Here is a 23,353-nt window from a genome sequence, read left to right as displayed (position 1 = left end):
GTTTACTGTTCTCATGGATCAGCAATGAAAGAATTGAAAGACCTTGTAGACCATCGGGAACCTGCATTACCTCTAGTTGAGAAAATGCTGGCAGACGCATCTGTGAATCATCAATTGCTGCCTTCGTCCGCCGAAAGTTCGAGAGTTCTCACCCGTCTTCAGGTGACAACCAGATCAACGCTGGGCACCATTGCTTACCACACGGGCGGGCTATTGATCGATCACGGCTGGCTTCGTGTCTTGGGTTCCGGCCATCCACTATTGCCTCGAAATCTCGCTGACTGGAACGAAGGTCGCGCAGACGGTTGCTTGCTTGTTGCCGACGATGTCGTCGGCGGGTTCTTTGCTATCAATGGCGGTGGCTTGGGCGAAGATGTATTACTGGGCGCCAGATACGTTGAAGTGGGAACAGTTGGAAATTGGCTATACGGACTTTCTAAGCTGGGCTTTGAGTGACCGAATTGTTATTTTTTACGACGGATTGCGATGGGAAGGCTGGCGTAACGACTTGAGAACGCTTGGCTCAGACCAATGCTTCTCGTTCTTTCCGTTTCTTTGGACACAGGACGGCTCGATCGATAGAAGCAGCCGGGCAATGATTGATGTCATCAAGCAGTTTGAAATGAACGTCGATCTGTCTCGCTTGTAAACTGCCGTGTTCAACTGGACAAATAATGTTCTGCGCCGCTTTCATTAAGGCTACTGCGTGGTTGATCCTTCTTCATCGCTGTCTTCTGTTCGGGGTCAAGGTCGATGGAGCTTTCTTTGGCGTATTTGACGTGCGCAGAGCGACCCCCAATCGCTGTGACAGCATTCAGCGGTCGAGTGCTTCAGATCTGGAGGTGTGGTCGGTGGGCTGAAGGCCGCCGGAGGATTGAAACAAGAATTGCGGACCACGACTGTTTTTGCGGAACAAAACAAAAAGGGCCTACCCAGCAAAATGCCCAGTAAGCCCTTCATATATGTGGTGCCCCGAGCCGGGGTCGAACCGGCACGTCCAAAGGACGAGGGATTTTAAGTCCCTTGCGTCTACCAATTTCGCCATCGGGGCGGTAGCGCCAAGAGCAGGGAATATATACACCCGGCCCCCATGAAGCAAGCTTGAAAGCGTCACAAATGACTCGGAATGCCGCTTTTTTGCCTGCCGGAAATGCTTGGTAAATCATGAGGCTACGAAATTTTATTGGAGCAAAGGCTGACTTGCAGCGTTCAGACGGCTCAGGCTTTGCTCTCTTTCACCACCGCATCGTTCACTACAGCCTCGACCTTGTCAGCCAGTATTCGCAGGTAGCTCGCCAGGGCGACTTCCTCCAGGCGCAGGCCTTTGCGTTGCCGGGAGCGGGGGAGTTTGGCCAGGTTGCCGAGCAGGAAGCCTTCCAGTACTGCGGGGTGGATGTAGCATTTTCGGCAGATGGCAGGGGTGTTTCCCAGTTGTTTCGAGACCGCCTTGACCATATCGACGATGTGCCGCTTGGCGTCGGCCTCCGGCTCCCAATGCAGTTTCTGCAACGTCGCGAGCGCCAGCGCACTCGCTGCCCAGGTCCGGTAATCCTTGGCGGTGAAATCCGAGCCGGTAAGGCTTTGCAGGTAGGCGTTGATATCGGATGACGTCACCGCATGGCGCACGCCATCTTCGTCCATGCATAGGAATTTCAAAATGCCTATGCATGAACCTGACGCTGTGAAGGAGGCGTCATGCCTTCATAGCGATGCGTAGGAAGACGCTGATGCGTTACTTATGCAGTGAAAATCCCTATAAATCCGCATTAACACAGTTTATTTTACCGCTGAGCCTAGGTGCGGACGCACCTTCCCCCTGTCAGGGCTTCACGTACCTCATCTGCGCGATTGCCTGAGCGTTGAGGACCAGTCCCTGCACCGTCAGCCCGCTGATTGCCGCCGTGTAGACCATCCGCGCGCCACACAGCACGCAGCGGAACGGATCGACGTTTAGAAAGGCTTTGGCCATCTGCACAAAATACAGCTTCGGTGTCGGTCCTGGCGTCGCCATCTTCAATGCTTCATAGACCTTCGGCAGGTATTTCCCACACACCCGATTGGCCAGAAAACCAAAATACCGGATCATCCGGAAATGCTTTTCCGGGATGTGCTGCACCACCCGGCGCAGCATGTCGGCCTGGCTCAGCGTTTCCTGCTGATAGGTCTGCGTGCGGTGATCCAGGTAGGTAAAGCTCAACGTGGCCCCGCAGGTGTAATGGGCCAATCGGCTGCCCGAGATGGGCGGTTTTTTCAGGTAGCGGCCCAGGTAATTGACGGTCTTTCGGCCGTTTTTCGTCTTCTTCGACAAGTGGATGTGCCAGTGCTGGCCACCAGCGGTCAGTATCAGACGGCGCCAGTCGCTTTCACAGTGGATGTGGGCCAGCTGCGGCGGCATCGTCAATTGCGAAAGCGGCTGTCCCAGCAGGTAATCGCGCACCAGCCACATCCAGCGCCGCCGCAGGGCCTCTTTGTGGAACGACAGATTTTTCCAGACGCCCTGCTCATCCAGGCCGCCCGCGGTCACCGACAGGTGGACGTGGGGATGCCAGTTGAGCCGCCGGCCATAGGTGTGCAGCGCACCGAAAATCCCGACGCGCAAACCGCGCCGCTTGGCGGTGTAGATCAGGTTATCGGCCGCCAGACGAAACAGCGCATCGAGCAGCCAGCGGTTGTAGAAGAACAGGGACCACAGCGTGTCGGGCAGCGTGAACACCAGATGCTGCCAGGGGCAGTCGGGCAGACGGTTGTTTTGCACGGCGATCCACTGGTCGGTGGCCTTTTTGCCGCAGGAAGGACAGGCCCGGCAATGGCAGGTGTTGCACAGGTATTTGACGTGTGGGCAATGCTCATTGCCACAGGTGTAGTGTTTGACGCCCAGTATCGAGGTGCCGCAGGCGAGCATTTTGCTGATCGACTCCACTTCGATTTGGCGCAGACCGCCGGCTTCCAGCAAATCTGCCCAGCAGCCGTTGGCCGTGAAGAGGTTTTTGAGCGGTCGAGGTTTGTAAGCAGGCGGTGCAGAGGCCACGTCAGCAGGATGGCTCCTCATCGTGGTGAATGACGGCGGTGATGGCGAATCCGCCTGGCCCTTCTCTCATCGAAACGCTTACGCAAGAAGCGTCGGGAAACCTGTCGTTCAGATACGCTGTCTGGCAGCAACTACAAAGATCGACATCACCCAAAGGATCGACATCGAAGAAAAATTCGGTATCGGGAACGAAGGTGGTATGCCCGGCGCGTTGGAGACGGGTCTGCTTTGCCTTGGCTTTTGCCCGGCTTGCCCGTTTACGTTTTTTTGTCTCTGACGCCATGTGTAAGCCTGTGCTGAGGAGGGATCGACTCAATTTTGGCTATGATAACCGATTTCAAAATCCCACAATTTGCAGCCGCAGGCTGCCCAGTTCAGGTACTGAAAGAGGTTTTGTCCCGGCAATTCCATGCAACGCTTGATCACATTGGCCAAGCGCCGGTCTTTGACGCTGACCTTGTGTTCAACGCCGCTTTTACCCCGGAACTCAAAGAGGATCTGGCCGCCCTTTACCTCGACATGCTTGTTGCGCAGCGTGGTCAGGCCGTATGAGCGGTTTTCCTTGGCGTACTGGCTGTTGCCGATGCGGATCAGCGTCGCATCCAGCAATGAAATGACCGTCGCCATGACCTTTTCCCGGCCCATGCCCGGCTGCGCGAGTTGTGCTTCTATCTGCTTGCGAACCTTGGGCAGCGCATGACCGAACTCTATCAGGCGCGAGTATTTGTCCTGATCGCGTATCTCGCGCCAGCGCGGGTGGTAGCGGTATTGTTTGCGGCCGCGTGCGTCACGTCCGGTAGCCTGCAGGTGGCCCATCGGGTCGGCACAGATCCACACATCGGTGTAGGCGGGCGGGACTGCCAGCGCGTTGATGCGCTTGATCTCCGACTCGTCCTTGATGCGTTTACCCTCAATGTTGAAGTAGGTGAATTTGCCGCGCAGTACCTTGCGCGTAAGGCCCGGCTGAGTGTCGTCTACATAATGCAGGTCACTGGCGGGCTGGCTGATGGCAGTCGAGTCAGGCATGGCTAATTTCCAAAGGCAGTTAAAAACACTGACCTCGGTCTTTTACCGTGGTGCCGTTTATTTGCTGACTGACCGGTTTTCAGGGCATCAGGCCAGTACGGCAACCGCCTTGATCTGCGCCCAGAGCGACTGGCCTCTGTGCAGGTTCAACTGGTCACTGGAGTAGCGCGTGATGCGCGCGAGCAAAGGCGTGCCCCCGGCGTCCAGTTTCACCAGCACATGTGCCGAGTTGTCAGCCAGCGCTTCCTCCATCACCGTGACCGGCAAGCGGTTGAGAATGCTGCTTTGATCGTCGGGTTGCAGGTTCAGGCTGACATCCCGGGCCTGAACCTTGACGCGCAGAAGGGTGCCGATCTGCATTTCGGCGTGTGCGACGCGCATGCACAATGTGCTGTCGGGCAGCGTCACGCTCAGTAACTGGTAATGACGATCATAGGCGCTGACCGTGCCTTCAATGACCACGCCCGCATCGCCGCCCATGGCCAGTGGCAGGTCCAGCCGCGCCAGTGTTTCGCGAATCGGGCCGCTGGCCAGTACGTTGCCGGCTTCAAGCAGCACCAGATGATCTGCCAGGCGTGCAACCTCATCCTGAGCGTGGCTGACATACAGCATGGGGATGTCCAGCTCTCGATGCAGGCGTTCGAGGTACGGCAGGATTTCACTTTTGCGCCTGGCGTCCAGCGCTGCCAGAGGTTCATCGAGCAGCATCAGGCGCGGGCTGGTCAACAGTGCGCGTGCAATGCCCACGCGCTGACGCTCCCCACCGGACAGCTTGTCAGGACTGCGCTCCAGCAGATGGTCGATGCCGAGCAGTTCAGTGGCCTGCGGCAATTGAATGTTGCGCTGCTGACGCGGGATGCGTTTCATGCCGAATTCCAGATTGGCCCGCACGGACAGGTGCGGGAACAGGCTGGCTTCCTGAAATACATAGCCGATCGCCCGTTTGTGCGGAGCGAGGAAAGCGCCTTTTTCAGTGTCTTGCCAGACTTCATCATGAACACGAATGAAGCCCTGGCCAGCTTTTTCCAGCCCGGCAATGCAGCGCAGGCAGGTGGTCTTGCCCGAGCCCGAAGGCCCGAACAGTGCTGTGATGCCCGACCCCGGCAGGGTCAGGTCGGTACGCACGGTGAAATCCGGGTAGGTCATGTGCAGGCGGACTTCTATCGGTGAGGCCATGACTCAGCTCCATCCTGATTTGGATTTACCGCTGGAATACAGCGCCAACAGCACCAGGAAGGAGAACACCAGCATCGCTCCGGCCAGCCAGTGTGCTTGCAGGTACTCCATGGACTCGACGTGATCGAAAATCTGCACCGACACCACGCGGGTTTTCTCGGGAATGTTGCCGCCAATCATCAGCACCACGCCGAACTCGCCGACCGTGTGCGCGAATCCCAGAATCGCCCCAGTGATAAAGCCAGGCTTTGCCAGCGGCAGAATCACGTGGAAGAACGTGTCCCATGGGCCCGCTCTCAACGTGGCTGCCACCTCCAGCGGACGGGTGCCAATGGCTGCAAATGCGTTCTGTAGCGGCTGGACGACGAAAGGCATCGAGTACAGGACCGAGCCGATCACCAGTCCGGCAAAGCTGAAAGTCAGCGTGCCCAGTCCCAGGCTCTGGGTGAGCTGGCCCACAGCTCCGTTGGGGCCAAGCAACAGCAGCAGATAAAAGCCGATGACTGTCGGCGGCAAAACCAGGGGCAGGGCGACGACCGCGCCAATCGGCCCCTTGAGCCATGAATCAGTGCGCGCCAGCCACAGCGCGATGGGCGTGCCGATGATCAACAGGATGACGGTGGTCAATGACGCCAGCTTCAGTGTCAGCCAGATCGCCGCGATGTCGGCACTTCCCAGTGGCATTTACAGCTGGTATCCGAAGGACTTGATGATGGCGGCGGCTTTCGGCCCTTTCAGGTACTCGACCAGCGCCTTGGCAGCGGCGTTGTCCTTGCCCTTGTTGAGGATGACGGCGTCTTGCTTGATCGGGTCATGCAGGGCGTCCGGCACGATCCAGGCCGACCCGCTGGTCAGTTTGCCGTCCTTGTAGATCTGCGACAGGGCCACAAAGCCAAGTTCCGCATTGCCGGTGGAAACGAACTGGTAGGCCTGAGTAATGCTCTGGCCCTCCACGATCTTGGCTTTGGTTGCGTCGGTCAGACCCAGTTTGCTCAGCACTTGCGTCGCTGCCAGACCATAAGGGGCAGCTTTTGGGTTGGCGATGGACAAGTGTTGATACTGATTGGCCTTGAGCACTTCGCCCTTGCTGTCTACATAACCGTCCTTGGCCGACCACAGCGCCAGGGTGCCCACCGCATACGTGAAACGCGAGCCCTTGACGGTGTCGCCTTCCTGCTCAAGCTTTGCCGGGGTGGTGTCGTCGGCCGACAGGAACACCTCGAAAGGGGCACCATTCTTGATCTGTGTGTAGAACTGACCGGTAGCGCCAAACGCAGCAACAAGCTTGTGGCCGGTGTCCTTCTCAAAGTCAGTGGCAATCGCCTGAATGGGCGCTGTGAAATTGGCTGCGACGGCGACCTGCACCTCGTCGGCAAACACGTTGGCTGTAGCTGATACGGCGAAGGCCAGGGCAGAGAACTTGAGAATGGCGCGCAGCGTGGTCGTTCGCATGGAACAGCTCCTTGATGATGAAAACGCACGCCGTCGAAATAAAGGCGTTTCGCTATATAGTTAAATATATAGCGATAGCCTGTTGTTCTGAAAGCACTGTTTTACCGGGGTGAGAGAATTTTCAGCGCGTTTTCAGCCAGTTGCCGAGTCAGTTCGGTCGCACCCAACTGGTGTTTGATACCAACTGCCTGACCTGCCCAGAGGTTGGTAAAGTCACTGCTGCCCTGTTTTTCCGCTTGTGCGCGCAACGGCATCAAGGCACCGCCTGCCAGAGGGAACGCAGGGGCGAGTGGGCTGACGGGGCCAGCTTCGCGCATGATCCGGTTGACGATGCCGCGCGCCGGACGCCCGGTGAAGAGGTTGGTCAGCGCAGTCTGGCTGTCCGTTGCAGTGTGCAGCGCCTGGCGATGCAGTGCACTGACGCTGGCTTCAGGGCAGAACAGATACGCCGTACCTACCTGTACCGCCGAGGCACCCAGTACAAACGCCGCCGCAACCCCGCGACCATCTGCAATACCACCCGCAGCGATGACCGGAATGCGCACGGCGTCCACTATTTGCGGCACCAGCGCCAGAGTGCCGACTTGAGTGTGCAGTTGATCGCTGAGGAACAGGCCCCGATGACCACCGGCTTCGTAGCCCATGGCGATTACCGCATCACAGCCATGCTGCTCCAGCCAGACGGCTTCCTCGACCGTGGTCGCCGATGAAATGATCTTTGCCCCGGTGGCTCTGACCCGTTCCAGTAGCGCTCGCTCGGGAAGGCCGAAGTGGAAGCTCACCACCTCCGGCTTCAGGCGCTCGACCAGAGCACAGGTGGCGCTGTCGAAAGGGGCACGGTTGGAGACGGGCGTCGGTGCATCGAAATCGGCCCCCAACTCTTCGTAATAGGGTTTAAGTGCCTGTTTCCAATGCTCGGCGCGTTCGGCATCGTAGGCCGGAGCCTGATGGCAGAAGAAGTTCAGGTTCAGGGGCAGATTGCCGGTATGTTGCCGAAAGGTGGTGACTTCCTGTTCGATTTGCTCAGGGGTCAGCATTGCGCAGGGCAGCGATGCCAGCCCGCCAGCCTTCGCGACAGCAATGGCCATTTGTGATCCGGTGGCTCCGGCCATAGGCGCTTGCAGCACCGGCAGCTCTATAGTTAACAGGTCAATAATGCGGGTGTCCGGCCATTGGCTCATGTGTTTCTCCGGCTTGTATTCGGGCAGTCATGCACAGGGCATTGAGCGCGAGAATAGCGTGAATGGCAAACGGCATTTCCGGCGCAACACATAGACCGCGCGGCGAGGTTGACATAAAAAACGATCGGTCTAGTATTCCTGCATGACTCAATTGCCTTTAAAAACCAGACGCCCCGGGCGGCCACCGAAAGTGGACCGCGATAACCTCGAAACCCGCGAGGCACTGTTGCGCCGCGGTCTGGAAGTGCTCACCGAGCAAAGCTTCTCGGCCACCGGGCTGGATTACATCCTCAAGGAAATCGGCATCCCCAAAGGCTCGTTCTATCACTACTTCACCAGCAAGGAAGCCTTCGGCCGGGCGGTACTGGATGAATACGCCCGCTATTTTGCACAGCGGTTGGACCACTGGCTGCTGGACGAAGCGCTTTCGCCACTGGAGCGACTGGTGGGCTTTGTCCAAAGCGCCAAGAGCGGCATGGCGCGGCATGATTATCGACGCGGTTGCATGGTCGGTAATCTGGGCCAGGAAGTCGGTCTGTTGCCGGAGGGGTTTCGTGCCGTACTGGAGCAGACGCTGCTGGACTGGCAGTCAAAGCTGGCCTGCTGCCTCAGGGCCGCGCAGGCGCATGGTGAGTTGGCTAGAAGTGCCGATTGCGATGAATTGGCCGCGTTTTTCTGGATCGGCTGGGAAGGGGCGGTGCTCCGCGCCCGGCTGGTCAAAAGCGACACACCGCTGAACACGTTTATTGCCGGTTATCTTCGTGGTTTACCGCGATGACTTTTTCTTCAGGGCTATTTAAAGACGATCAGTCTAAATTGGAGGCGCACATGTTCAAGGGCATTTTGATCGACAAGGACGAGGCAGGTTATCGCGTCAATCTGACCGATATCGACGAAGCACAGTTGCCTGCAGGTGACGTGACGATAAACGTGTCGCACAGCACGCTGAACTATAAGGATGCGCTGGCAATCACCGGCCAAAGCCCTATTGTGCGTAGTTTTCCGATGGTGCCGGGTATTGATCTGGCGGGTACGGTGCAAGCCAGCGATACGCCTGAGTACAAGGTGGGCGACAAGGTTCATGCATAGGAATTTCAAAATGCCTATGCATGAACCTGACGCTGTGAAGGAGGCGTCATGCCTTCATAGCGATGCGTAGGAAGACGCTGATGCGTTACTTATGCAGTGAAAATCCCTATAAATCCGCATTAACACAGTTTATTTTACCGCTGAGCCTAGGTGCGGACGCACCTTCCCCCTGTCAGGGCTTCACGTACCTCATCTGCGCGATCGCCTGAGCGTTGAGGACCAGTCCCTGCACCGTCAGCCCGCTGATCGCTGCCGTGTATACCATCCGCGCGCCACACAGCACGCAGCGGAACGGATCGACGTTTAGAAAGGCTTTGGCCATCGGCGCAAAATACAGCTTTGGTACCGGTCCTGGCGTCGCCATCTTCAGTGCTTCATACACCTTCGGCAGGTATTTCCCACACACCCGATTGGCCAGAAAACCAAAATACCGGATCATCCGGAAATGCTTTTCCGGGATGTGCTGGACCACCCGGCGCAGCATGTCGGCCTGGCTCAGCGTTTCCTGCTGATAGGTCTGCGTGCGGTGATCCAGGTAGGTAAAGCTCAACGTGGCCCCGCAGGTGTAATGCGCCAGACGACTGCCCGAGATCGGCGGTTTTTTCAGGTAGCGGCCCAGGTAATTGACGGTCTTTCGGCCGTTTTCCGTCTTCTTCGACAAGTGGATGTGCCAGTGCTGGCCACCAGCGGTCAGTATCAAACGGCGCCAGTCGCTTTCACAGTGGATGTGGGCCAGCTGCGGCGGCATCGTCAGTTGCGAAAGCGGCTGTCCCAGCAGGTAATCGCGCACCAGCCACATCCAGCGCCGCCGCAGGGCCTCTTTGTGGAACGACAGATTTTTCCAGACGCCCTGCTCATCCAGGCCGCCCGCGGTCACCGACAGGTGGACGTGGGGATGCCAGTTGAGCCGCCGGCCATAGGTGTGCAGCGCACCGAAAATCCCGACGCGCAAACCGCGCCGCTTGGCGGTGTAGATCAGGTTATCGGCCGCCAGACGAAACAGCGCATCGAGCAGCCAGCGGTTGTAGAAGAACAGGGACCACAGCGTGTCGGGCAGCGTGAACACCAGATGCTGCCAGGGGCAGTCGGGCAGACGGTTGTTTTGCACGGCGATCCACTGGTCGGTGGCCTTTTTGCCGCAGGAAGGACAGGCCCGGCAATGGCAGGTGTTGCACAGGTATTTGACGTGTGGGCAATGCTCATTGCCACAGGTGTAGTGTTTGACGCCCAGTATCGAGGTGCCGCAGGCGAGCATTTTGCTGATCGACTCCACTTCGATTTGGCGCAGACCGCCGGCTTCCAGCAAATCTGCCCAGCAGCCGTTGGCCGTGAAGAGGTTTTTGAGCGGTCGAGGTTTGTAAGCAGGCGGTGCAGAGGCCACGTCAGCAGGATGGCTCCTCATCGTGGTGAATGACGGCGGTGATGGCGAATCCGCCTGGCCCTTCTCTCATCGAAACGCTTACGCAAGAAGCGTCGGGAAACCTGTCGTTCAGATACGCTGTCTGGCAGCAACTACAAAGATCGACATCACCCAAAGGATCGACATCGAAGAAAAATTCGGTATCGGGAACGAAGGTGGTATGCCCGGCGCGTTGGAGACGGGTCTGCTTTGCCTTGGCTTTTGCCCGGCTTGCCCGTTTACGTTTTTTTGTCTCTGACGCCATGTGTAAGCCTGTGCTGAGGAGGGATCGACTCAATTTTGGCTATGATAACCGATTTCAAAATCCCACAATTTGCAGCCGCAGGCTGCCCAGTTCAAGCTGCAGGGTGTTACCGATGATTGCCGGGTGGGCTGAAGCTGCTGAGCTGAACGAGCCGCGCCAGAGGTGTCGCACCAGGGCCCTCGTGCTAAAGTCGGCTGCCTGAATATGAATGAAGAGCGCCGCAGCTGTTCGCGCGCTTGCACCAGAAAAGGCGTCGTTCCACATGCCGCAAGACCCTTGTACCGATCAGGACGCACGCATTGTCAGCCAGCCTTCGCTGCCCGACGTCAACAAGCCGCTGCGCCTCTATCTCGACCGCCTGGCACCCTCAAGCCGCCTGACCATGACTTACGTTTTGCAGGACGCGGCAGATCGTCTGGGTATGGCTGACGTCGATATTCATGACATTCCCTGGCACACCCTGCAGCCTGGCCACGTGACCGCACTGGTCGCGACGCTGCGTGAAGACGACTACGCACCCAATACCACCTCGCTGTACGTGAACGCTATTCGCGGTGTAATGAACGAAGCCTGGCGGCACGACCTGATCAGCCACGAGCAATTACTGAAGATTCGCTCGATCAAACCGGTCAGCGGTACGCGTCTGGCCAAGGGCCGTAATATCCGCCGCACGCTGATTCGTGAATTGATGGAGGCCTGCGCTGCGGACCCCAGGCCGCAAGGGCGTCGCGACGCCGCAATCATTGCGATTCTGTACGGCTCTGGGATGCGCAAGTCCGAGTCGGTCAACCTGGACCTGTCACAGATCGATTTCGCCGAACGCAGCCTGCGGGTGCTGGGCAAAGGCAACAAGCAGTTGATCAAATATGCCCCCGAGTGGGCGTTCAAGGCGCTGAACGACTGGCTGGAACTGCGCCGCTCGTGCCTGCAGCCGGGGCAGGGCGATGACCCGTTCCTGTTCAACCGGATTCGCCGCGGCAGTCACATCACCCGCGACAGAATCACTAAACATGCCATTTACTTCATCGCCAAGCAACGCGGGCGGCAGGTGGGGGTGAACATCATGCCCCACGATTTTCGGCGGTCGTTCATAACCAGGGTGATCGAAGAGTTCGATCTGTCGATTGCCCAGAAACTTGCGCATCACACGCATATTTCGACCACCGCCAGTTACGACATGCGCAGCGAGAACGAGCGCCGCAATGTGGTGGACGGGTTTGATCTTTAGGCAAAAAAAAGCCACCTCGCACAAGCGGGGTGGCTTAAAAGATCTAACCAAAGGAGTGATGAAGCAGAGCAGAGATTCACTGGCCTCGCGACGCGGATTCGCGAGGCCGGGAGATATGTTCGTTCATCGCTGACAACGGTAACACCGCCGCCCCTGATTCAATTATCAGCGTTATTGATACCCGTCATTGCCAAAAAACATATGACCCGCACGTGTTTGCGTGGCCAGCCATCTCCAAAAATCGATTTCTCACCTCCGAGCTATCCGGCAATTGGATAGCCAACAATTGGCAACAATTTCATGCTTTACCGGACTTGAAACGTACGGGACTGAGCATGGAAAAGTTCGATATACACCGTAAAACCCGCTTCGACTCATTGGTACACGAGTACGGGCTCGATGGCAGTCGTCTGTTGCCTTGGGAAGGCTACCCGATGCCGTTCGCTGGCGGCTGGTGCGTGGTCCGTCCGGGCACCAGCAGCGAAGCGCATACCCAGATCGATCAGGAAATCTTCATTGCCATCAAGGGCAGCGCCCGTCTGGTGGTCGGCGAAAAACAGATGGATTTCGTCGTGGGCGATATCGCCGCGATTCCGAAACACACCAATCATTACGTCATCAATGATTCCGCCGAGGACTTCCACTTCTATGTGGTGTGGTGGGACATGAACTACGTGAATGCTTTCGTGGCTCAGCACAGCGAAACCACGGGGTGCCTCGATGAGTAAGTACATCGTGACCATCACGCCGCCCACCCCGAATGGCGATTTGCACATAGGTCATATCGCCGGCCCGTTTCTGGCCGCTGACGTGTTCACCCGGGTCCAGCGCCAGCGCGGTCACGACTGTGTGCTGGTGTCGTATTCCGACGATTACCAGTCCTACATGCTGCGCAAAGGACTGGAGCAGGGCGTTGATCCGGTCGAGCTGGCCGGGCGTAATTCCGACCGCATCGAAGCGTCGCTGGCGGCGATCAACATCAAACCCGACAACTGGATGCGTCCGCACAACAATCCATGGTTTGCCCAGGCGGTTGGCGAGGTGTTCAACGCGTTGCGTGAAGCGGGCTCGATCGAGTTTCGCGATTCCAGCGAGCCGTACTGCCCCGATTGCGATGTGTGGGGCTACGAGGCATTTGCCCGAGGCAACTGCAATTACTGTGGGGCCGAGTCTGATGCCAGCCAGTGCGAGAACTGCGCTCAGGCCCCTGACGCCGAGTTGATGACCGGTCTGCACTGCAAATTGTGCAGGCAGCCGTCGCAATGGAAAAAGGCCCATCGTGCATTTCTGAAGCTGGCTGATTTCAAGCCGCACTTGCGTGATCGTCTGTTGGGCCAGCAATGGCGCAAGCCGCTCGACAACTGGTTGCGCGATACGCTGGAGCACTTGCATGACTGGGGCGTAACCCGTCCGGGCGACGGCGGGCTTGACCTGCAGGCCGACGGCTCGTGCCGGGTCCACACCTGGTTCATGGGGCTGGCGGGCTATATGGCGGCATTTCGTGAATATGCCGACAGTGTCGGGCGTCCGGAGCTGTTCCGTCAGTACTGGCAGTCGGGACAGGGCACGCTGGTGCATTTTCTCGGTTTTGACTGCGTGTTCAGCCACGCCATCGTCTACCCGGCGCAGCTGTCGGCGCTGCGCGATATCAAAGTTCGCCAGCGCTTCATGCCCAATCAGTTTCTGAAACTGGACGGCCTGAACCTGTCGACCAGCCGCAATCATGCGATCTGGGTCGGCGATCTGGCCCGTGAAGCCTGTGCCGACAGTGCGCGCCTGTATCTGGCAAGCATCGCACCCGAGCAAAGCGAAGGCGATTTTCGTCTGACGCATTTCCGCGCATGGCGGGAGCAGATATTCGACGAATTTTTTCCCGCGTTGCTGGACGCTGGAAAGCATCGAGATGACAACTGGTGGAGCGGTATCTGTGGGGCCGATGCCGGGCTGTTGGAAGCGTTACGCCTGCAATGGAGCAGGGCTGCAGAGCCTGCGCAGTTCTCTATGAAGGGCATGGCTCAGGTGCTGCTCGACGTCATCGCCATTGCTCGCGCACGTCTGGCCGAAGGTCGGCCCGTCAGCCATCTGGCGGCGTTCATCGCAGTGGCTGGCAAGGCGCTGATTCCGGAAATGTCAGCGCAGATCATGACCGCATTCGGACTGCCCGAAGCCCGGGTCAACGCCACGCTCATGAACGGCTCGGCCGCTGAATACTCCATCTGAACGGATGCACCACATGTTCATCGATTACGAGATAGCGGTCATCGGCGCCGGGATTACCGGCGCCAGTATCGCGGCGAAGCTGTGCAGCGCAGGTGTGTCGGTCGCTCTGATCGACAAGGGCGCAGCCGGCAGTCTGGGGGCGAGCGGTTATTCCGGCGGACTGGTTCGCCTGTACGACAGCGATCCAATGCTGATGGAGCTTGCGGCGTGGTCCATCAGCCTGATGGACGACGGCATTTTCGCGACCACTTACGCAAGCGCGCTGCGACGTACCGGGGTGATCTACCGGACCGCCATGGACCAGCTGGATAATCTGTACCGGGCTATCGAGCAGCACGGCAGCGAGCGCTACCCGATGCGTCTGCTGGCGGGCCATGAACTCGATGGCGGTCGCTATCCGCACTGCCCGGCAGTTGAGCGGGTCAACCTGTTCGAACCTCGTGCCTGCGTCGGCAATGTACGTCAGGCTGTCGCTGCGCTGTGCCACGTGGTTCGTCAGCAAGGCTTGCTGCTGGAGCATCGCGAGATCAAAGCCATCGACTGTCGTGCTGCGGACCTCGTACATATCGACATAGGGGACGCTACATTGCGTTGTCGGGCCGTAGTGGTGGCTGCGGGTGCCTGGAGTCAGCATCTGGTGCCGCAGGCGGGGCTGGAAGCCCGTTCTATTCCCTTTGCCCGGGTACTGACTGACAGCGATTGGTCAATGCCGGTGATCGATGCGGTTACTCAGAGCTACGCTATACCGCTGACCCGCCATATCGTGCAGACCGGCTGCGGCAGTCGCGATAACAGCCTCTGGCCAGAGCATCTGGCACAGCCTGATGCGCGGCATGCCGAAGACGCCTGCAAGCGCATTGCCCGGCTGTGCGGTTCGGCAACCCACCCACGTGTGCTGGATGTGCTGCCGGGTTTCGACAGTTACAGCGCCGACGGTCGTCCGCTGCTGGGTTTCTGCGCCGAGTACAGCCCGGTTTATCTGGCCGCAGGCATGTCGGGACTGGGGTTCAAGTTTGCTCCTGGTGTTGCCGGTATCGCTTTCGAGCAACTGCGCAGTCATCTGGCAGGAAAGGACCGGCCGAGCCTCGGCTGGTCGGCATTGTCGCCACGCCGACACATGCCCGCTGCCAGTCTGGCGGGGATACAGCCATGACACCGCTCGCGTCACCTGTGCCGGGTCTGCGGGTCGGGGTCAGCGCACTGTTCGACCCCCACGACACGCCGCACGCGCGGACCTTCATGAGGGCGCTGGCCGTGGCGCGCAATTGCGTACCGGGGCTTGCGCGGGTGCAATGGCACTTTCTCGACGACGGAGCCAACGCCGTTCGCGGGGCCGAAGTGGCGCGGCAAATGGTCGACTGGAAAGCCGATCTGGTCATCGGCCATTTCTCTTCGGACGCAGCCGTCAGCGCCGCCGCGCTGTATCGGCAAGCCGGTATCGCGCTGCTGACACCGGCAGCAACGATAGATTGCCTGACGCTTGCGCATCCCAACGTCTTTCGCTTTTGCCCTTCGGACCGGCAACTGGCGGGGGACCTGGTGAACTGGCTGGCGAGCCGTCAATGGCACCGCGTGCATGTCCAGTCTGATGACAGCGCTCACGGTCAGGCCTTGTGCGTTGCTATCTGCGAAGCGCTGGTACGCGCCGGATTGCTGCGCGTCGAAGGGCCTGAGCACGCCGATGTCGAGGTATTTGCCGGCCGCCTCAAGCCCAGTCGTGAACACTGGCAGGCGCGACGACAGGCCGGGAGTAACCGCCCGCTGGTGCTGACTGACGACGCTGCCTCGCCGTATCTGGGCTGCGCAGAGGACCAGCGTGGCAAGACGTTCGTCATCGGTTTCGGGACTCCTGACCACCCAGGAAACGGCTGCCATGCCAGCGCGCTGCACCAAACGTTTTTCGCTGCCGAGCCACACACCTACTTTCGCGAAAGCCTGCTGATGCTTTACGTGCTGGCCGAACTGGCCAACGGCCGTCTTTACGCCGGGCAACTGCTGAACGCGTTGCAGCACACCACCTTCAACACACCGCTGGGCGCAGTCAGCTTTGATCGGGGCGAGCTGCGAGGCGCGATGACCTGCGTCTGGACCCCGGGCCCCAAAGGACTGACCCCCGTCACCCGATAGCCGCAAGAAAAACCAAGAACACCGCTTCACGCCAACTCTAAGGACAGGAATTTCATGGGTAACTCGACACCACACACGTTGCACTCGGACGCCGTCTGTATCGGCTTTGGTCCAGCCGGCATCGCGCTGGCCTGTGCTCTTGAAGACGCACGGGAGGCCAATGACCCGCTCGGCGCGCTGTCCATCCGCTATCTGGAAGCTGCGCAAGACAGCCAATGGCACCGCGAACTGTTGCTGGCCGGGACTGACATCAACCATCACGTATTTCGCGACCTGGTGACGCCGCGCAACCCGCGCAGCCGCTTTTCCTTCGCCATGTACCTCAAGGAACAGGGGCGGATGTTCGATTTCGGCCTGCTGGGCCGTCCCGCCAGTCGCCATGAATGGTCGGATTATCTGGCCTGGGTTTCCAGGCAAGTGGACAGCCAGACCTGCTTCAACACGCCGGTCACCGGGATTGACCCTGTGCTGCGCAACGGTCGTTTGCACGAAGTACGGGTCTGCACGCCGCAAACCTGCTTCACGACGCGCAATGTCGTGCTGTCCAGCGGCAGCGCACCGCGCATTCCACACGCGTTCGAGGCGCTGCTTGGCCCGACGCTGTTTCACACGTCGCAGTTTCTGACCCGCCTGCAAGCCTTTGGCGAACAATTGCCCAAGCGCTGGCTGGTGCTGGGCTCGGGGCAGAGCGCCAGTGAGTCGGTGCTGGAACTGGTCAGCCGCGATCCTGCTATCGAAGTGCAGTCAGTGCATCGCTCTGCCGGTTTCAAGCTCACTCAACTGGGGCAGTTCCCCAACCGGGTGTTTGCCCCGGATCACGTTGATTACTTCCATAGCCTGAGCTCCGCAGCGCGGCAGCGCTTTCTCGACTGGAGCCGTTCGACCAACTACGCCGGGATCGACCCGGATGAAAGTCAGAAGCTGTTTTCGCTGATCTACGAGGACTCCATCGCCGGACGCAAGCGTCTGCAGACCCATGCCTACAGCCTGATCAGTGCCATCGAGCACAGCGCCGAGGGCTACCGGATCGAGTTGACCGACACCTTCAGCCAGCGCACCCAGGTGCTGGAAGTCGATGCCGTTGTGCTCGGCACCGGTTATCAGCAGTACCTGATACCGCCGTTATTGAGTGGTTTGCAGCCATGGCTCAAGGCCGATCTGGATGGCGGCCTGCTGATTGATCGGGATTACCGCGTCGCTATGCAGGGCGAGTGCGACGTGAATATCTGGGTCAACGGTCTTTCCGAACGCAGTCACGGAATCAGCGACAGCCAGTCGTTCTCGCTGATGGCGCTACGCGCCGAGCGTATCGCCAATGCGCTTGAGCGGGCGGTAGAACCGGCAGCCGAACCTTTGCTGGCACAGTGGAAGTGACCCTTATGTACGACTCTATTTGCGACATCGTTCACGATCAGACCTTCCTCAAGGTGTCTGGCCTGGGCGCAGACTTTTTCCTGAAAATGGAATCACTCAACCCGGCTGGCTCGATCAAGCTCAAAACCGCCGTAGGGCTGATCAATGACCTTCAGACTCGGGGTTTGCTGGGCCCTGACACGATTCTGGTCGAATCTTCGTCGGGCAACCTTGGCGTGGCGCTGGCGATGATCTGCGCTGAGCGGGCGATACCCTTTACCTGCGTGGTTGACCCCAACAGCTCCAGCCATAACGTCCGCATGATGCGCAGCTATGGCGCCGAGGTGATTCAGGTTCAGGCCCCGGACGCCAACGGCGGGTTTCTGGGAACACGCATTGCGCTGATCCGGGAAAAGCTCGCCAGCGACCCGCGATACGTCTGGCTCAATCAATACGAGAATGCGGCCAACCCGCGTGCTCACGCCCGGACTACGGCACGCTCGATCAGCCAGCACTTCGGTCATGTCGACTATCTGTTCGTCGGTGCCGGGACCACCGGCACGCTGATGGGTTGTGTCCAGCATTTTCAGCGGCATCACCCGAGCACCAGAATCATTGCCGTCGACAGCGTCGGTTCGGTGACCTTTGGCACTCCGGCCAGCCGTCGCTTCATACCGGGGCTGGGTACCAGCCAGCATCCGCCGATCTTCAAGGCTGATGGTATTTACGCGCTGGAGATGGTTCCGGAATCCCGTACCGTCGCCATGTGTCGCATTCTGGCGCGCAGCAAGGGCTTGCTGGTTGGCGGGTCCACCGCGACGGTGATCGCCGCGGTACATGCCTGGCGCGAGCGCATCGAGCCGGGTTCGGTGGTCGTGGCATTGTCGCCAGACTGGGGCGAGCGCTATCTGGACACCCTCTACGATGACCAGTGGGTCGAGCAGCGTTTTGGCCGTGAAGTGCTGAACATGACCCTGGCGGATCTTTCCTCACCAGAGGCTGCAACATTTCCGGGAAGCGTGAAAACGCCTTCGCGAGCAAGCTCGCTCCCACAGGATGTGTGTGAATCTGTTGTATGCACGTGCGCAAGCCCTTGTGGGAGCGAGCTTGCTCGCGAAAGCGGTGGGTCGGCGACAGCGCCTTCGGGTGCAGGTGCGCTTGCGCAGGAGCAGTGTTCAACCTTCTGGCTGGCTGCCGAGCGCCTGAAGCAGGCGGCGTTTCATGTGGTCGATGGCGAAGTGGTCGCGCGCCTGCTGGCGGCTGATCCGCTGGCTTGCATCGAGGATGTGCAGGCAGCTTATCTGGCCCACGAGGCCGGGCGCACGATCAACCCCGACAGTTACTTTCTGCGTTTTCCCGAGGCACCGGCCAATCGGATCATTGCCTTGCCCGCCAGCCTGTCCGGCGAGCAGGCAGTCAGTGGCATCAAATGGATATCCAGTTTTCCGGGCAATATCGAAATGGGCCTGCAACGCGCCTCGGCTGTGCTGATCCTCAATGACCCGCTCACCGGCTATGCGTTTGCCTGTCTGGAAGCCTCACGCATCAGCGCCATGCGCACGGCGGCCTCGGCGGTGCTCGGTGCGCGCTGGATGAACCGCCATCAGCGCCACGTCGGACGAATGGCGTTCATCGGTGCCGGTTTCATCGCCCGAACCATCCTCGACATGTTCGTCAGCGATGGCTGGACGATGGACGCAATAACCGTCTTCGATCAACACGACGACTCGGCATTGGCGTTGGTCCGGCATGCCGCCAGTCGACATCAGTTGAACAGCCAGCCCAGCGACTTGCCGACCGCCTTGCAGGCTGATGTGGTGGTGTTCGCTACCACCGCGCCGCGCCCTTATGTGCTGGAACCACTGCTTCGGCCAGGGCAACTGCTGCTGAACATTTCGTTGCGTGACCTGGGCCCGGACGTCATTGCGCAGGCCAATAACATTCTTGATGACGTTGAGCACTGCCTCAAGGCTCAGACTTCTCCTGATCTCGCCGTGCAGCAGTATCAGGACCGATCGTTCATCACCGGGACGCTGGCGCAACTGATGACCGGGCAGGTGGAACTGAGCCCGGATCGAGCCTCGATCTTCTCGCCATTCGGTCTCGGCGTACTGGACCTTGCCGTAGGCCAGCGCGTGTATCGCCAGGCAGTAGCCGAAGGCAGTGCGTTGCCGGTGCCGACGTTCTTCTTTGAGTCGAAGCGCTGGTGATGGCCATGCAGACACATACCGTCGCGATTATCGGCCTGGGCTCGCGTGGTTTGAGCGTTCTGGAGCAGCTGATCGGCCTGAGTCGCCATGCCGGTCGGCCGTCGCTGAATATCGAAGTGTTCGACCCGCAACCGCCCGGCAGCGGGCTGCACCATGCGCAGCAGGCGGATTACCTGATGCTCAACACCATGGCCGGCCAGTTATCCGCGTTTTCTTCCGCATTCCCGGCGTGTGCGCCGCCGGGTCCGACCTTTCTGCAATGGTGCCTCAGCCAGGATGTGCGCCTTGACGAGCGCGGCCATGTCAGCACGGACGGGCAGGGCAGAGCGGTGGCGTTTGGCGACTTTTTGCCGCGTGCATTGCTCGGGCGCTACTTGCAGGACAGCTATCGCCTGCTCCTGCAGTGCTGCCCGGCGCATGTGCAGGTGCGCTATCACGCCGAGCAGGTCATGACCTGTGGGCCGCTATTGGAAGCCCCCGGCTTCAGGTTGCACACCCGAAGTCAGGAGATGGATGTCGATGCCGTGTTCCTCACCAGCGGGCATGCCTTTAAAACCGGCGTGCAACTGGAGGTCGGCGATACGGTGGCCATCGAGGGACTGGGACTGACCGCGATGGACACACTGGCCCGCCTGACTCAAGGGCGCGGCGGGCGCTACGTGCGGGATGGAGGCTTTGCAGGTTGGCGATATCTGCCGTCCGGCCGCGAGCCCAAGGTGTTCCTGTACTCGCGCACAGGGCTGCCGTTTCATGCACGGCCGCAATGGAATGCCTGCAGCCAGCCCCCCTTGCCGAGGCTGTTCTTCACCGCTGCCGCCATAGCCCGTTTGCGCGAGCAAAAGGAGGGCGGGCAACTCGACTTTCGGGCCGATGTGCTGCCGCTGATCAAGGATGAAATGCGCGCCGTATTTTATCAGGCCAGGGTCCGGCTCGATGCGCCAGCGCAGTTGGCATCGGTGCAGCGTCTGCTGAGCGAGTCAACCGCCACACCGGCAGCGTTTGAGCGGCTGGCCGAGCTGTGGGGTGAATTTGACCCTGAGCAATGGCTGTTGACCCAACGCTGGTCGGGTGCGCAAGGCGCGTATGGCCAATGGTTCGTCGACTGGATCAAACGGGACCTGGCGCTGAGTCGCCTGGGCACGGCAGGCAGTCCGATCTGCCAGGCACTGGAGGTCTGGCGAGATTATCGCGACCTGTTGCGCCTGATCGCAGATCGCAACGGCCTGACTGAATCGTCGACCCTGGAGTTTTATGGCACATGGGCCGGGTTGAGCAACCGGCTGGTCGGCGGGCCGCAAAAGGAGCGCCAGGAAGATCTGCTGGCGCTGATCGAGGCTGGCGTCGTGACGATCCTGCCGCCGATGGACGATGTGCAAAGGGCCGATTTTCGCCCCGACAGCATGATTGGCGCGCGGGTCGCCCACGGCGGTCTGTCGGGCAATGGCCCGGGGCTGATCAGTGATTTGTACGAGCAAGGGCTGATTCGCGCTGCGCACGCCTGGCCTGCCGACGGTATTGAAACCGATGAGTCTGCTCGTGCCATTGGCCGCGATGGTTCTGTGCAGCAGCGGCTCTGGGTTCTGGGGCCGGCCGTAGAAGGCTGCACCTTTTACAACCACTACGTGCCCACGCCTGACCCGACCTGCCATGCACTGATCGAAGCGCGCAGGGCGGTCGAGTCATGCCTGGAGACGCTGGGAAAGCACACTTCAAGTAGCATCACATTCAAGTTTAATAAAGCTGTTTAACTTATTAATTAAAAAGGAATTACTGATATGTATGAAGTCACTTTACTGACCGCGCTGGCGGGGGCGTTCATCGTGCTGATCATCAGTCCCGGCCCGAACTTCCTGGTAATCACCCAGCTCTCGTTCAGCCAGTCACGGCAGCAGGGCATTTGTGCCGGGCTGGGGGTCGCCTCGGGCAGCATTCTCTGGGCCTTGCTGGCAGCCACCGGGTTAGGGCTTGTGTTTCAGCAGTTGCCGTGGCTGCAGCCGGCGTTGCAATTGCTGGGCGGCGCTTACCTGACATGGCTCGGCGCCAAGAGCCTGCGCAGTGCTGGCAGCCAGCCCAAACCGAGGGACATCGGTGCGCTGGGCATCGGTAGCCTGAGCCGCGCCTATCGGTTTGGCCTGCTGACTAACCTGACCAATCCCAAGGCGTTGGCGTTCTACACCAGCGTGTTCACCACCGTGACCACGCCGGGCATGCCGATGTGGGTGCGCACTGCGGGTGTATCGATCATCGCGGTGCTGGCAATTTCCTGGTTCGTGCTGCTGGCCACGTTGTTTTCGATCCCTGCCGTGCAGGTGCGCTATCAACGGATGAAAAAGGCCATCGATATCGTCACCGGTCTTTTCATGATCGCCTTCGGTCTGCGCCTGCTGATCGGTTTGCTGCCCGCCAACTTCTTTTACTGAAATAACCTGCAAGGGACTACGTACATGCACAGCAACGACTGGCACTACCCGACTTCAATCCGTGCAGGCGCTGGACGCGTCAATGAACTGGTCGACGCCTGCCGGAAGACCGGCATAAAACGGCCGTTACTGATTACCGACAGCTTTCTCGGCAGCACCGATATGATCGCCAGCGCCGTGGAGGATTGCCGCAGCCAATTAGGCCATTGCGGCCTGTTTGACCGAGTCAAGGGTAACCCCACCGGCACCAACGTCGCCGAGGGCCTGCACGCCTACAGAACCGGTGGCTACGACGGCGTCATCGCGTTTGGCGGCGGCTCGGCGCTGGACGCTGCCAAAGCGGTGGCGCTGATGTCAGGCCAGACCCGCCCGTTGTGGGATTTCGAAGACATCGGCCAGAACCACCTGCGCGCCGATCCAGACGGTATTGCGCCAGTAGTTGCGCTGCCGACGACGGCTGGCACCGGCTCTGAAGTGGGGCGTGCGTCGGTGATTACCGATGAACAGGCACAGGTCAAGCGCACCATCCTGCACATTCGCATGATGCCGCGCATCGCGATTCTGGATGCCACGCTGACCCTGAACCTGCCAACGCACCTGACTGCCGCGACGGGTGCGGACGCCTTGACTCACTGCATGGAATCCTGGTGTTCACCGGCCTGGCACCCGATGGCCGAAGCGGTGTCGGTCAAGGGCATGCAGATGATCAAGGAATATTTGCCTCGGGTTGTTGCTGATGGTCAGGACCTGGAGGCGCGGCAGCAGATGCTGGTGGCCTCCAGCCTGGGTGCCGCCGCGTTTCAGCGCGGTCTGGGCGGCGTACACGCGATTGCTCAGAGCCTTGGGGCGCTCTACGACCAGCATCATGGCTTACTGAACGCGATTCTGCTGCCCTACGTGCTGGAGGCCAATCGCTCGGTGCTGCTGAAGCAAATGGATGATCTGGCGGTTTACCTGCGGTTGCCCACGCCCGGTTTTACCGGGGTAATGGACTGGTTACTGGCGCTACGCGAGCAGATCGGCATTGCGCATACGCTGGGCGAAATAGGTATCGACGATCGCGACGCCGAGCGGGTCGGACGCATGGCATTTGCCGACGGCTGCTCGCACACCAATCCGATTCGTCATTCGGCCGAGGCGTATGCGCAGATCTTCGGCCGTGCAGTGAAGGGCCTGTGA

Annotated in this window: 20 protein-coding genes, 1 tRNA gene and 4 pseudogenes; 13 read left to right on the top strand and 12 right to left on the bottom strand. The window is 59.6% G+C overall.

What is annotated here, in order from left to right; genetic code table 11:
• The first annotated feature begins 24 nt into the window (after nucleotides 1-24).
• Nucleotides 25-649 (top strand): annotated as a pseudogene (locus tag AC4ANK_RS15120) (DUF2625 domain-containing protein).
• 316 nt (nucleotides 650-965) lie between these two features.
• Here AC4ANK_RS15120 and AC4ANK_RS15115 read toward each other — a convergent pair.
• From AC4ANK_RS15115 to AC4ANK_RS15075, 9 genes and pseudogenes are all read right to left on the bottom strand, one after another.
• A tRNA-Leu gene (locus AC4ANK_RS15115) sits at nucleotides 966-1,051 on the bottom strand.
• Nucleotides 1,052-1,218: 167 nt separating this feature from the next.
• Nucleotides 1,219-1,650: pseudogene (locus tag AC4ANK_RS15110) on the bottom strand (DNA topoisomerase IB); the annotation flags it as partial.
• A gap of 169 nt (nucleotides 1,651-1,819) precedes the next feature.
• The gene (locus AC4ANK_RS15105) at nucleotides 1,820-3,049 is read right to left on the bottom strand and encodes an IS91 family transposase (RefSeq protein ID WP_460385061.1); all 1,230 of its coding nucleotides are present in this window, start codon (nucleotides 3,047-3,049) and stop codon (nucleotides 1,820-1,822) included.
• The gene (locus AC4ANK_RS15100; protein ID WP_015062535.1) at nucleotides 3,030-3,311 is read right to left on the bottom strand and encodes a hypothetical protein; all 282 of its coding nucleotides are present in this window, start codon (nucleotides 3,309-3,311) and stop codon (nucleotides 3,030-3,032) included. The genes AC4ANK_RS15105 and AC4ANK_RS15100 overlap by 20 nt, the downstream gene beginning before the upstream one ends.
• An 89-nt stretch (nucleotides 3,312-3,400) precedes the next feature.
• Nucleotides 3,401-4,054, bottom strand: a pseudogene (locus AC4ANK_RS15095) (DNA topoisomerase IB); the annotation flags it as partial.
• A gap of 87 nt (nucleotides 4,055-4,141) precedes the next feature.
• Entirely contained in the window at nucleotides 4,142-5,230 is a 1,089-nt protein-coding gene (modC, locus tag AC4ANK_RS15090) for a molybdenum ABC transporter ATP-binding protein (protein WP_002553424.1), read from the bottom strand.
• 3 nt (nucleotides 5,231-5,233) lie between these two features.
• The gene (gene modB / locus AC4ANK_RS15085) at nucleotides 5,234-5,914 is read right to left on the bottom strand and encodes a molybdate ABC transporter permease subunit (protein ID WP_002553425.1); all 681 of its coding nucleotides are present in this window, start codon (nucleotides 5,912-5,914) and stop codon (nucleotides 5,234-5,236) included.
• Entirely contained in the window at nucleotides 5,915-6,682 is a 768-nt protein-coding gene (gene modA / locus AC4ANK_RS15080) for a molybdate ABC transporter substrate-binding protein (RefSeq protein WP_002553426.1), read from the bottom strand.
• Between the two features lie 101 nt (nucleotides 6,683-6,783).
• Nucleotides 6,784-7,863, bottom strand: a complete 1,080-nt coding sequence (locus AC4ANK_RS15075) for an NAD(P)H-dependent flavin oxidoreductase (RefSeq protein WP_002553427.1) — start codon at nucleotides 7,861-7,863, stop codon at nucleotides 6,784-6,786.
• A gap of 142 nt (nucleotides 7,864-8,005) precedes the next feature.
• On the opposite strand from AC4ANK_RS15075, the gene acuR reads away from it, so the two are divergent.
• Both acuR and AC4ANK_RS15065 read left to right on the top strand, forming a co-directional pair.
• Nucleotides 8,006-8,641: an acrylate utilization transcriptional regulator AcuR gene (acuR, locus tag AC4ANK_RS15070; protein ID WP_032074467.1), complete on the top strand. Its 636-nt coding sequence runs from the start codon at nucleotides 8,006-8,008 to the stop codon at nucleotides 8,639-8,641.
• A gap of 50 nt (nucleotides 8,642-8,691) precedes the next feature.
• Nucleotides 8,692-8,943: pseudogene (locus AC4ANK_RS15065) on the top strand (alcohol dehydrogenase catalytic domain-containing protein); the annotation flags it as partial.
• A gap of 181 nt (nucleotides 8,944-9,124) precedes the next feature.
• Here the strand turns inward: AC4ANK_RS15065 and AC4ANK_RS15060 are convergent.
• The 3 genes from AC4ANK_RS15060 to AC4ANK_RS15050 are packed head-to-tail and all read right to left on the bottom strand — an operon-like array spanning nucleotide 9,125 to nucleotide 10,880.
• Nucleotides 9,125-10,354 carry an IS91 family transposase gene (locus AC4ANK_RS15060; protein ID WP_460382827.1) on the bottom strand — a complete coding sequence of 410 codons (1,230 nt, stop codon included), beginning with the start codon at nucleotides 10,352-10,354 and terminating at the stop codon, nucleotides 9,125-9,127.
• A complete protein-coding gene (locus tag AC4ANK_RS15055) occupies nucleotides 10,335-10,616 on the bottom strand; it encodes a hypothetical protein (protein ID WP_015062535.1) in 282 nt (93 codons plus the stop codon). The genes AC4ANK_RS15060 and AC4ANK_RS15055 overlap by 20 nt, the downstream gene beginning before the upstream one ends.
• Nucleotides 10,617-10,670: 54 nt before the next feature.
• Nucleotides 10,671-10,880 (bottom strand): hypothetical protein, encoded by a 210-nt coding sequence (locus AC4ANK_RS15050; protein ID WP_460382826.1) that lies wholly within the window; start codon nucleotides 10,878-10,880, stop codon nucleotides 10,671-10,673.
• Between AC4ANK_RS15050 and AC4ANK_RS15045 the strand changes: the two genes are divergently transcribed.
• From AC4ANK_RS15045 to AC4ANK_RS15000, 10 genes are all read left to right on the top strand, one after another.
• Nucleotides 10,879-11,844 carry a site-specific integrase gene (locus AC4ANK_RS15045; RefSeq protein WP_031596904.1) on the top strand — a complete coding sequence of 322 codons (966 nt, stop codon included), beginning with the start codon at nucleotides 10,879-10,881 and terminating at the stop codon, nucleotides 11,842-11,844. The genes AC4ANK_RS15050 and AC4ANK_RS15045 overlap by 2 nt on opposite strands.
• A 335-nt stretch (nucleotides 11,845-12,179) precedes the next feature.
• On the top strand, nucleotides 12,180-12,572 hold the full coding sequence (locus AC4ANK_RS15040; RefSeq protein ID WP_002553433.1) for a cupin domain-containing protein: 393 nt from the start codon (nucleotides 12,180-12,182) through the stop codon (nucleotides 12,570-12,572).
• A complete protein-coding gene (locus AC4ANK_RS15035; RefSeq protein WP_002553434.1) occupies nucleotides 12,565-14,064 on the top strand; it encodes a methionine--tRNA ligase in 1,500 nt (499 codons plus the stop codon). The genes AC4ANK_RS15040 and AC4ANK_RS15035 overlap by 8 nt, the downstream gene beginning before the upstream one ends.
• Before the next feature lie 13 nt (nucleotides 14,065-14,077).
• Entirely contained in the window at nucleotides 14,078-15,217 is a 1,140-nt protein-coding gene (locus tag AC4ANK_RS15030) for an NAD(P)/FAD-dependent oxidoreductase (RefSeq protein ID WP_002553435.1), read from the top strand.
• Nucleotides 15,214-16,191 carry an ABC transporter substrate-binding protein gene (locus tag AC4ANK_RS15025; RefSeq protein ID WP_002553436.1) on the top strand — a complete coding sequence of 326 codons (978 nt, stop codon included), beginning with the start codon at nucleotides 15,214-15,216 and terminating at the stop codon, nucleotides 16,189-16,191. Before AC4ANK_RS15030 ends, AC4ANK_RS15025 begins: the two co-directional genes overlap by 4 nt.
• Before the next feature lie 54 nt (nucleotides 16,192-16,245).
• A complete protein-coding gene (locus AC4ANK_RS15020) occupies nucleotides 16,246-17,565 on the top strand; it encodes a lysine N(6)-hydroxylase/L-ornithine N(5)-oxygenase family protein (protein ID WP_002553437.1) in 1,320 nt (439 codons plus the stop codon).
• A 5-nt stretch (nucleotides 17,566-17,570) separates the two neighbouring features.
• Nucleotides 17,571-19,754 carry a 2,3-diaminopropionate biosynthesis protein SbnB gene (gene sbnB, locus AC4ANK_RS15015; RefSeq protein WP_002553438.1) on the top strand — a complete coding sequence of 728 codons (2,184 nt, stop codon included), beginning with the start codon at nucleotides 17,571-17,573 and terminating at the stop codon, nucleotides 19,752-19,754.
• Nucleotides 19,754-21,502 (top strand): FAD/NAD(P)-binding protein, encoded by a 1,749-nt coding sequence (locus AC4ANK_RS15010; protein WP_031596890.1) that lies wholly within the window; start codon nucleotides 19,754-19,756, stop codon nucleotides 21,500-21,502. Before sbnB ends, AC4ANK_RS15010 begins: the two co-directional genes overlap by 1 nt.
• A 27-nt stretch (nucleotides 21,503-21,529) precedes the next feature.
• Complete coding sequence (locus AC4ANK_RS15005) at nucleotides 21,530-22,174, top strand: LysE family transporter (RefSeq protein WP_002553440.1); 645 nt, start codon at nucleotides 21,530-21,532, stop codon at nucleotides 22,172-22,174.
• Between the two features lie 24 nt (nucleotides 22,175-22,198).
• On the top strand, nucleotides 22,199-23,353 hold the full coding sequence (locus AC4ANK_RS15000; protein WP_460385073.1) for an iron-containing alcohol dehydrogenase: 1,155 nt from the start codon (nucleotides 22,199-22,201) through the stop codon (nucleotides 23,351-23,353).

It is taken from the genome of Pseudomonas sp. Pmew2 (genome assembly GCF_058129885.1).
The sequence above is the reverse complement of the archived record's forward strand: the minus strand, read 5'-3'. Positions and strand labels throughout refer to the sequence as shown.

What these genes read in the sequence shown, in the direction of transcription:
- AC4ANK_RS15105 (WP_460385061.1), bottom strand. Translation starts at nt 3,049, where the DNA reads ATGAGGAGCCATCCTGCTGACGTGGCCTCTGCACCGCCTGCTTACAAA.
- AC4ANK_RS15100 (WP_015062535.1), bottom strand. Translation starts at nt 3,311, where the DNA reads ATGGCGTCAGAGACAAAAAAACGTAAACGGGCAAGCCGGGCAAAAGCC.
- modC (WP_002553424.1), bottom strand. Translation starts at nt 5,230, where the DNA reads ATGGCCTCACCGATAGAAGTCCGCCTGCACATGACCTACCCGGATTTC.
- modB (WP_002553425.1), bottom strand. Translation starts at nt 5,914, where the DNA reads ATGCCACTGGGAAGTGCCGACATCGCGGCGATCTGGCTGACACTGAAG.
- modA (WP_002553426.1), bottom strand. Translation starts at nt 6,682, where the DNA reads ATGCGAACGACCACGCTGCGCGCCATTCTCAAGTTCTCTGCCCTGGCC.
- AC4ANK_RS15075 (WP_002553427.1), bottom strand. Translation starts at nt 7,863, where the DNA reads ATGAGCCAATGGCCGGACACCCGCATTATTGACCTGTTAACTATAGAG.
- acuR (WP_032074467.1), top strand. Translation starts at nt 8,006, where the DNA reads ATGACTCAATTGCCTTTAAAAACCAGACGCCCCGGGCGGCCACCGAAA.
- AC4ANK_RS15060 (WP_460382827.1), bottom strand. Translation starts at nt 10,354, where the DNA reads ATGAGGAGCCATCCTGCTGACGTGGCCTCTGCACCGCCTGCTTACAAA.
- AC4ANK_RS15055 (WP_015062535.1), bottom strand. Translation starts at nt 10,616, where the DNA reads ATGGCGTCAGAGACAAAAAAACGTAAACGGGCAAGCCGGGCAAAAGCC.
- AC4ANK_RS15045 (WP_031596904.1), top strand. Translation starts at nt 10,879, where the DNA reads ATGCCGCAAGACCCTTGTACCGATCAGGACGCACGCATTGTCAGCCAG.
- AC4ANK_RS15050 (WP_460382826.1), bottom strand. Translation starts at nt 10,880, where the DNA reads ATGTGGAACGACGCCTTTTCTGGTGCAAGCGCGCGAACAGCTGCGGCG.
- AC4ANK_RS15040 (WP_002553433.1), top strand. Translation starts at nt 12,180, where the DNA reads ATGGAAAAGTTCGATATACACCGTAAAACCCGCTTCGACTCATTGGTA.
- AC4ANK_RS15035 (WP_002553434.1), top strand. Translation starts at nt 12,565, where the DNA reads ATGAGTAAGTACATCGTGACCATCACGCCGCCCACCCCGAATGGCGAT.
- AC4ANK_RS15030 (WP_002553435.1), top strand. Translation starts at nt 14,078, where the DNA reads ATGTTCATCGATTACGAGATAGCGGTCATCGGCGCCGGGATTACCGGC.
- AC4ANK_RS15025 (WP_002553436.1), top strand. Translation starts at nt 15,214, where the DNA reads ATGACACCGCTCGCGTCACCTGTGCCGGGTCTGCGGGTCGGGGTCAGC.
- AC4ANK_RS15020 (WP_002553437.1), top strand. Translation starts at nt 16,246, where the DNA reads ATGGGTAACTCGACACCACACACGTTGCACTCGGACGCCGTCTGTATC.
- sbnB (WP_002553438.1), top strand. Translation starts at nt 17,571, where the DNA reads ATGTACGACTCTATTTGCGACATCGTTCACGATCAGACCTTCCTCAAG.
- AC4ANK_RS15010 (WP_031596890.1), top strand. Translation starts at nt 19,754, where the DNA reads ATGGCCATGCAGACACATACCGTCGCGATTATCGGCCTGGGCTCGCGT.
- AC4ANK_RS15005 (WP_002553440.1), top strand. Translation starts at nt 21,530, where the DNA reads ATGTATGAAGTCACTTTACTGACCGCGCTGGCGGGGGCGTTCATCGTG.
- AC4ANK_RS15000 (WP_460385073.1), top strand. Translation starts at nt 22,199, where the DNA reads ATGCACAGCAACGACTGGCACTACCCGACTTCAATCCGTGCAGGCGCT.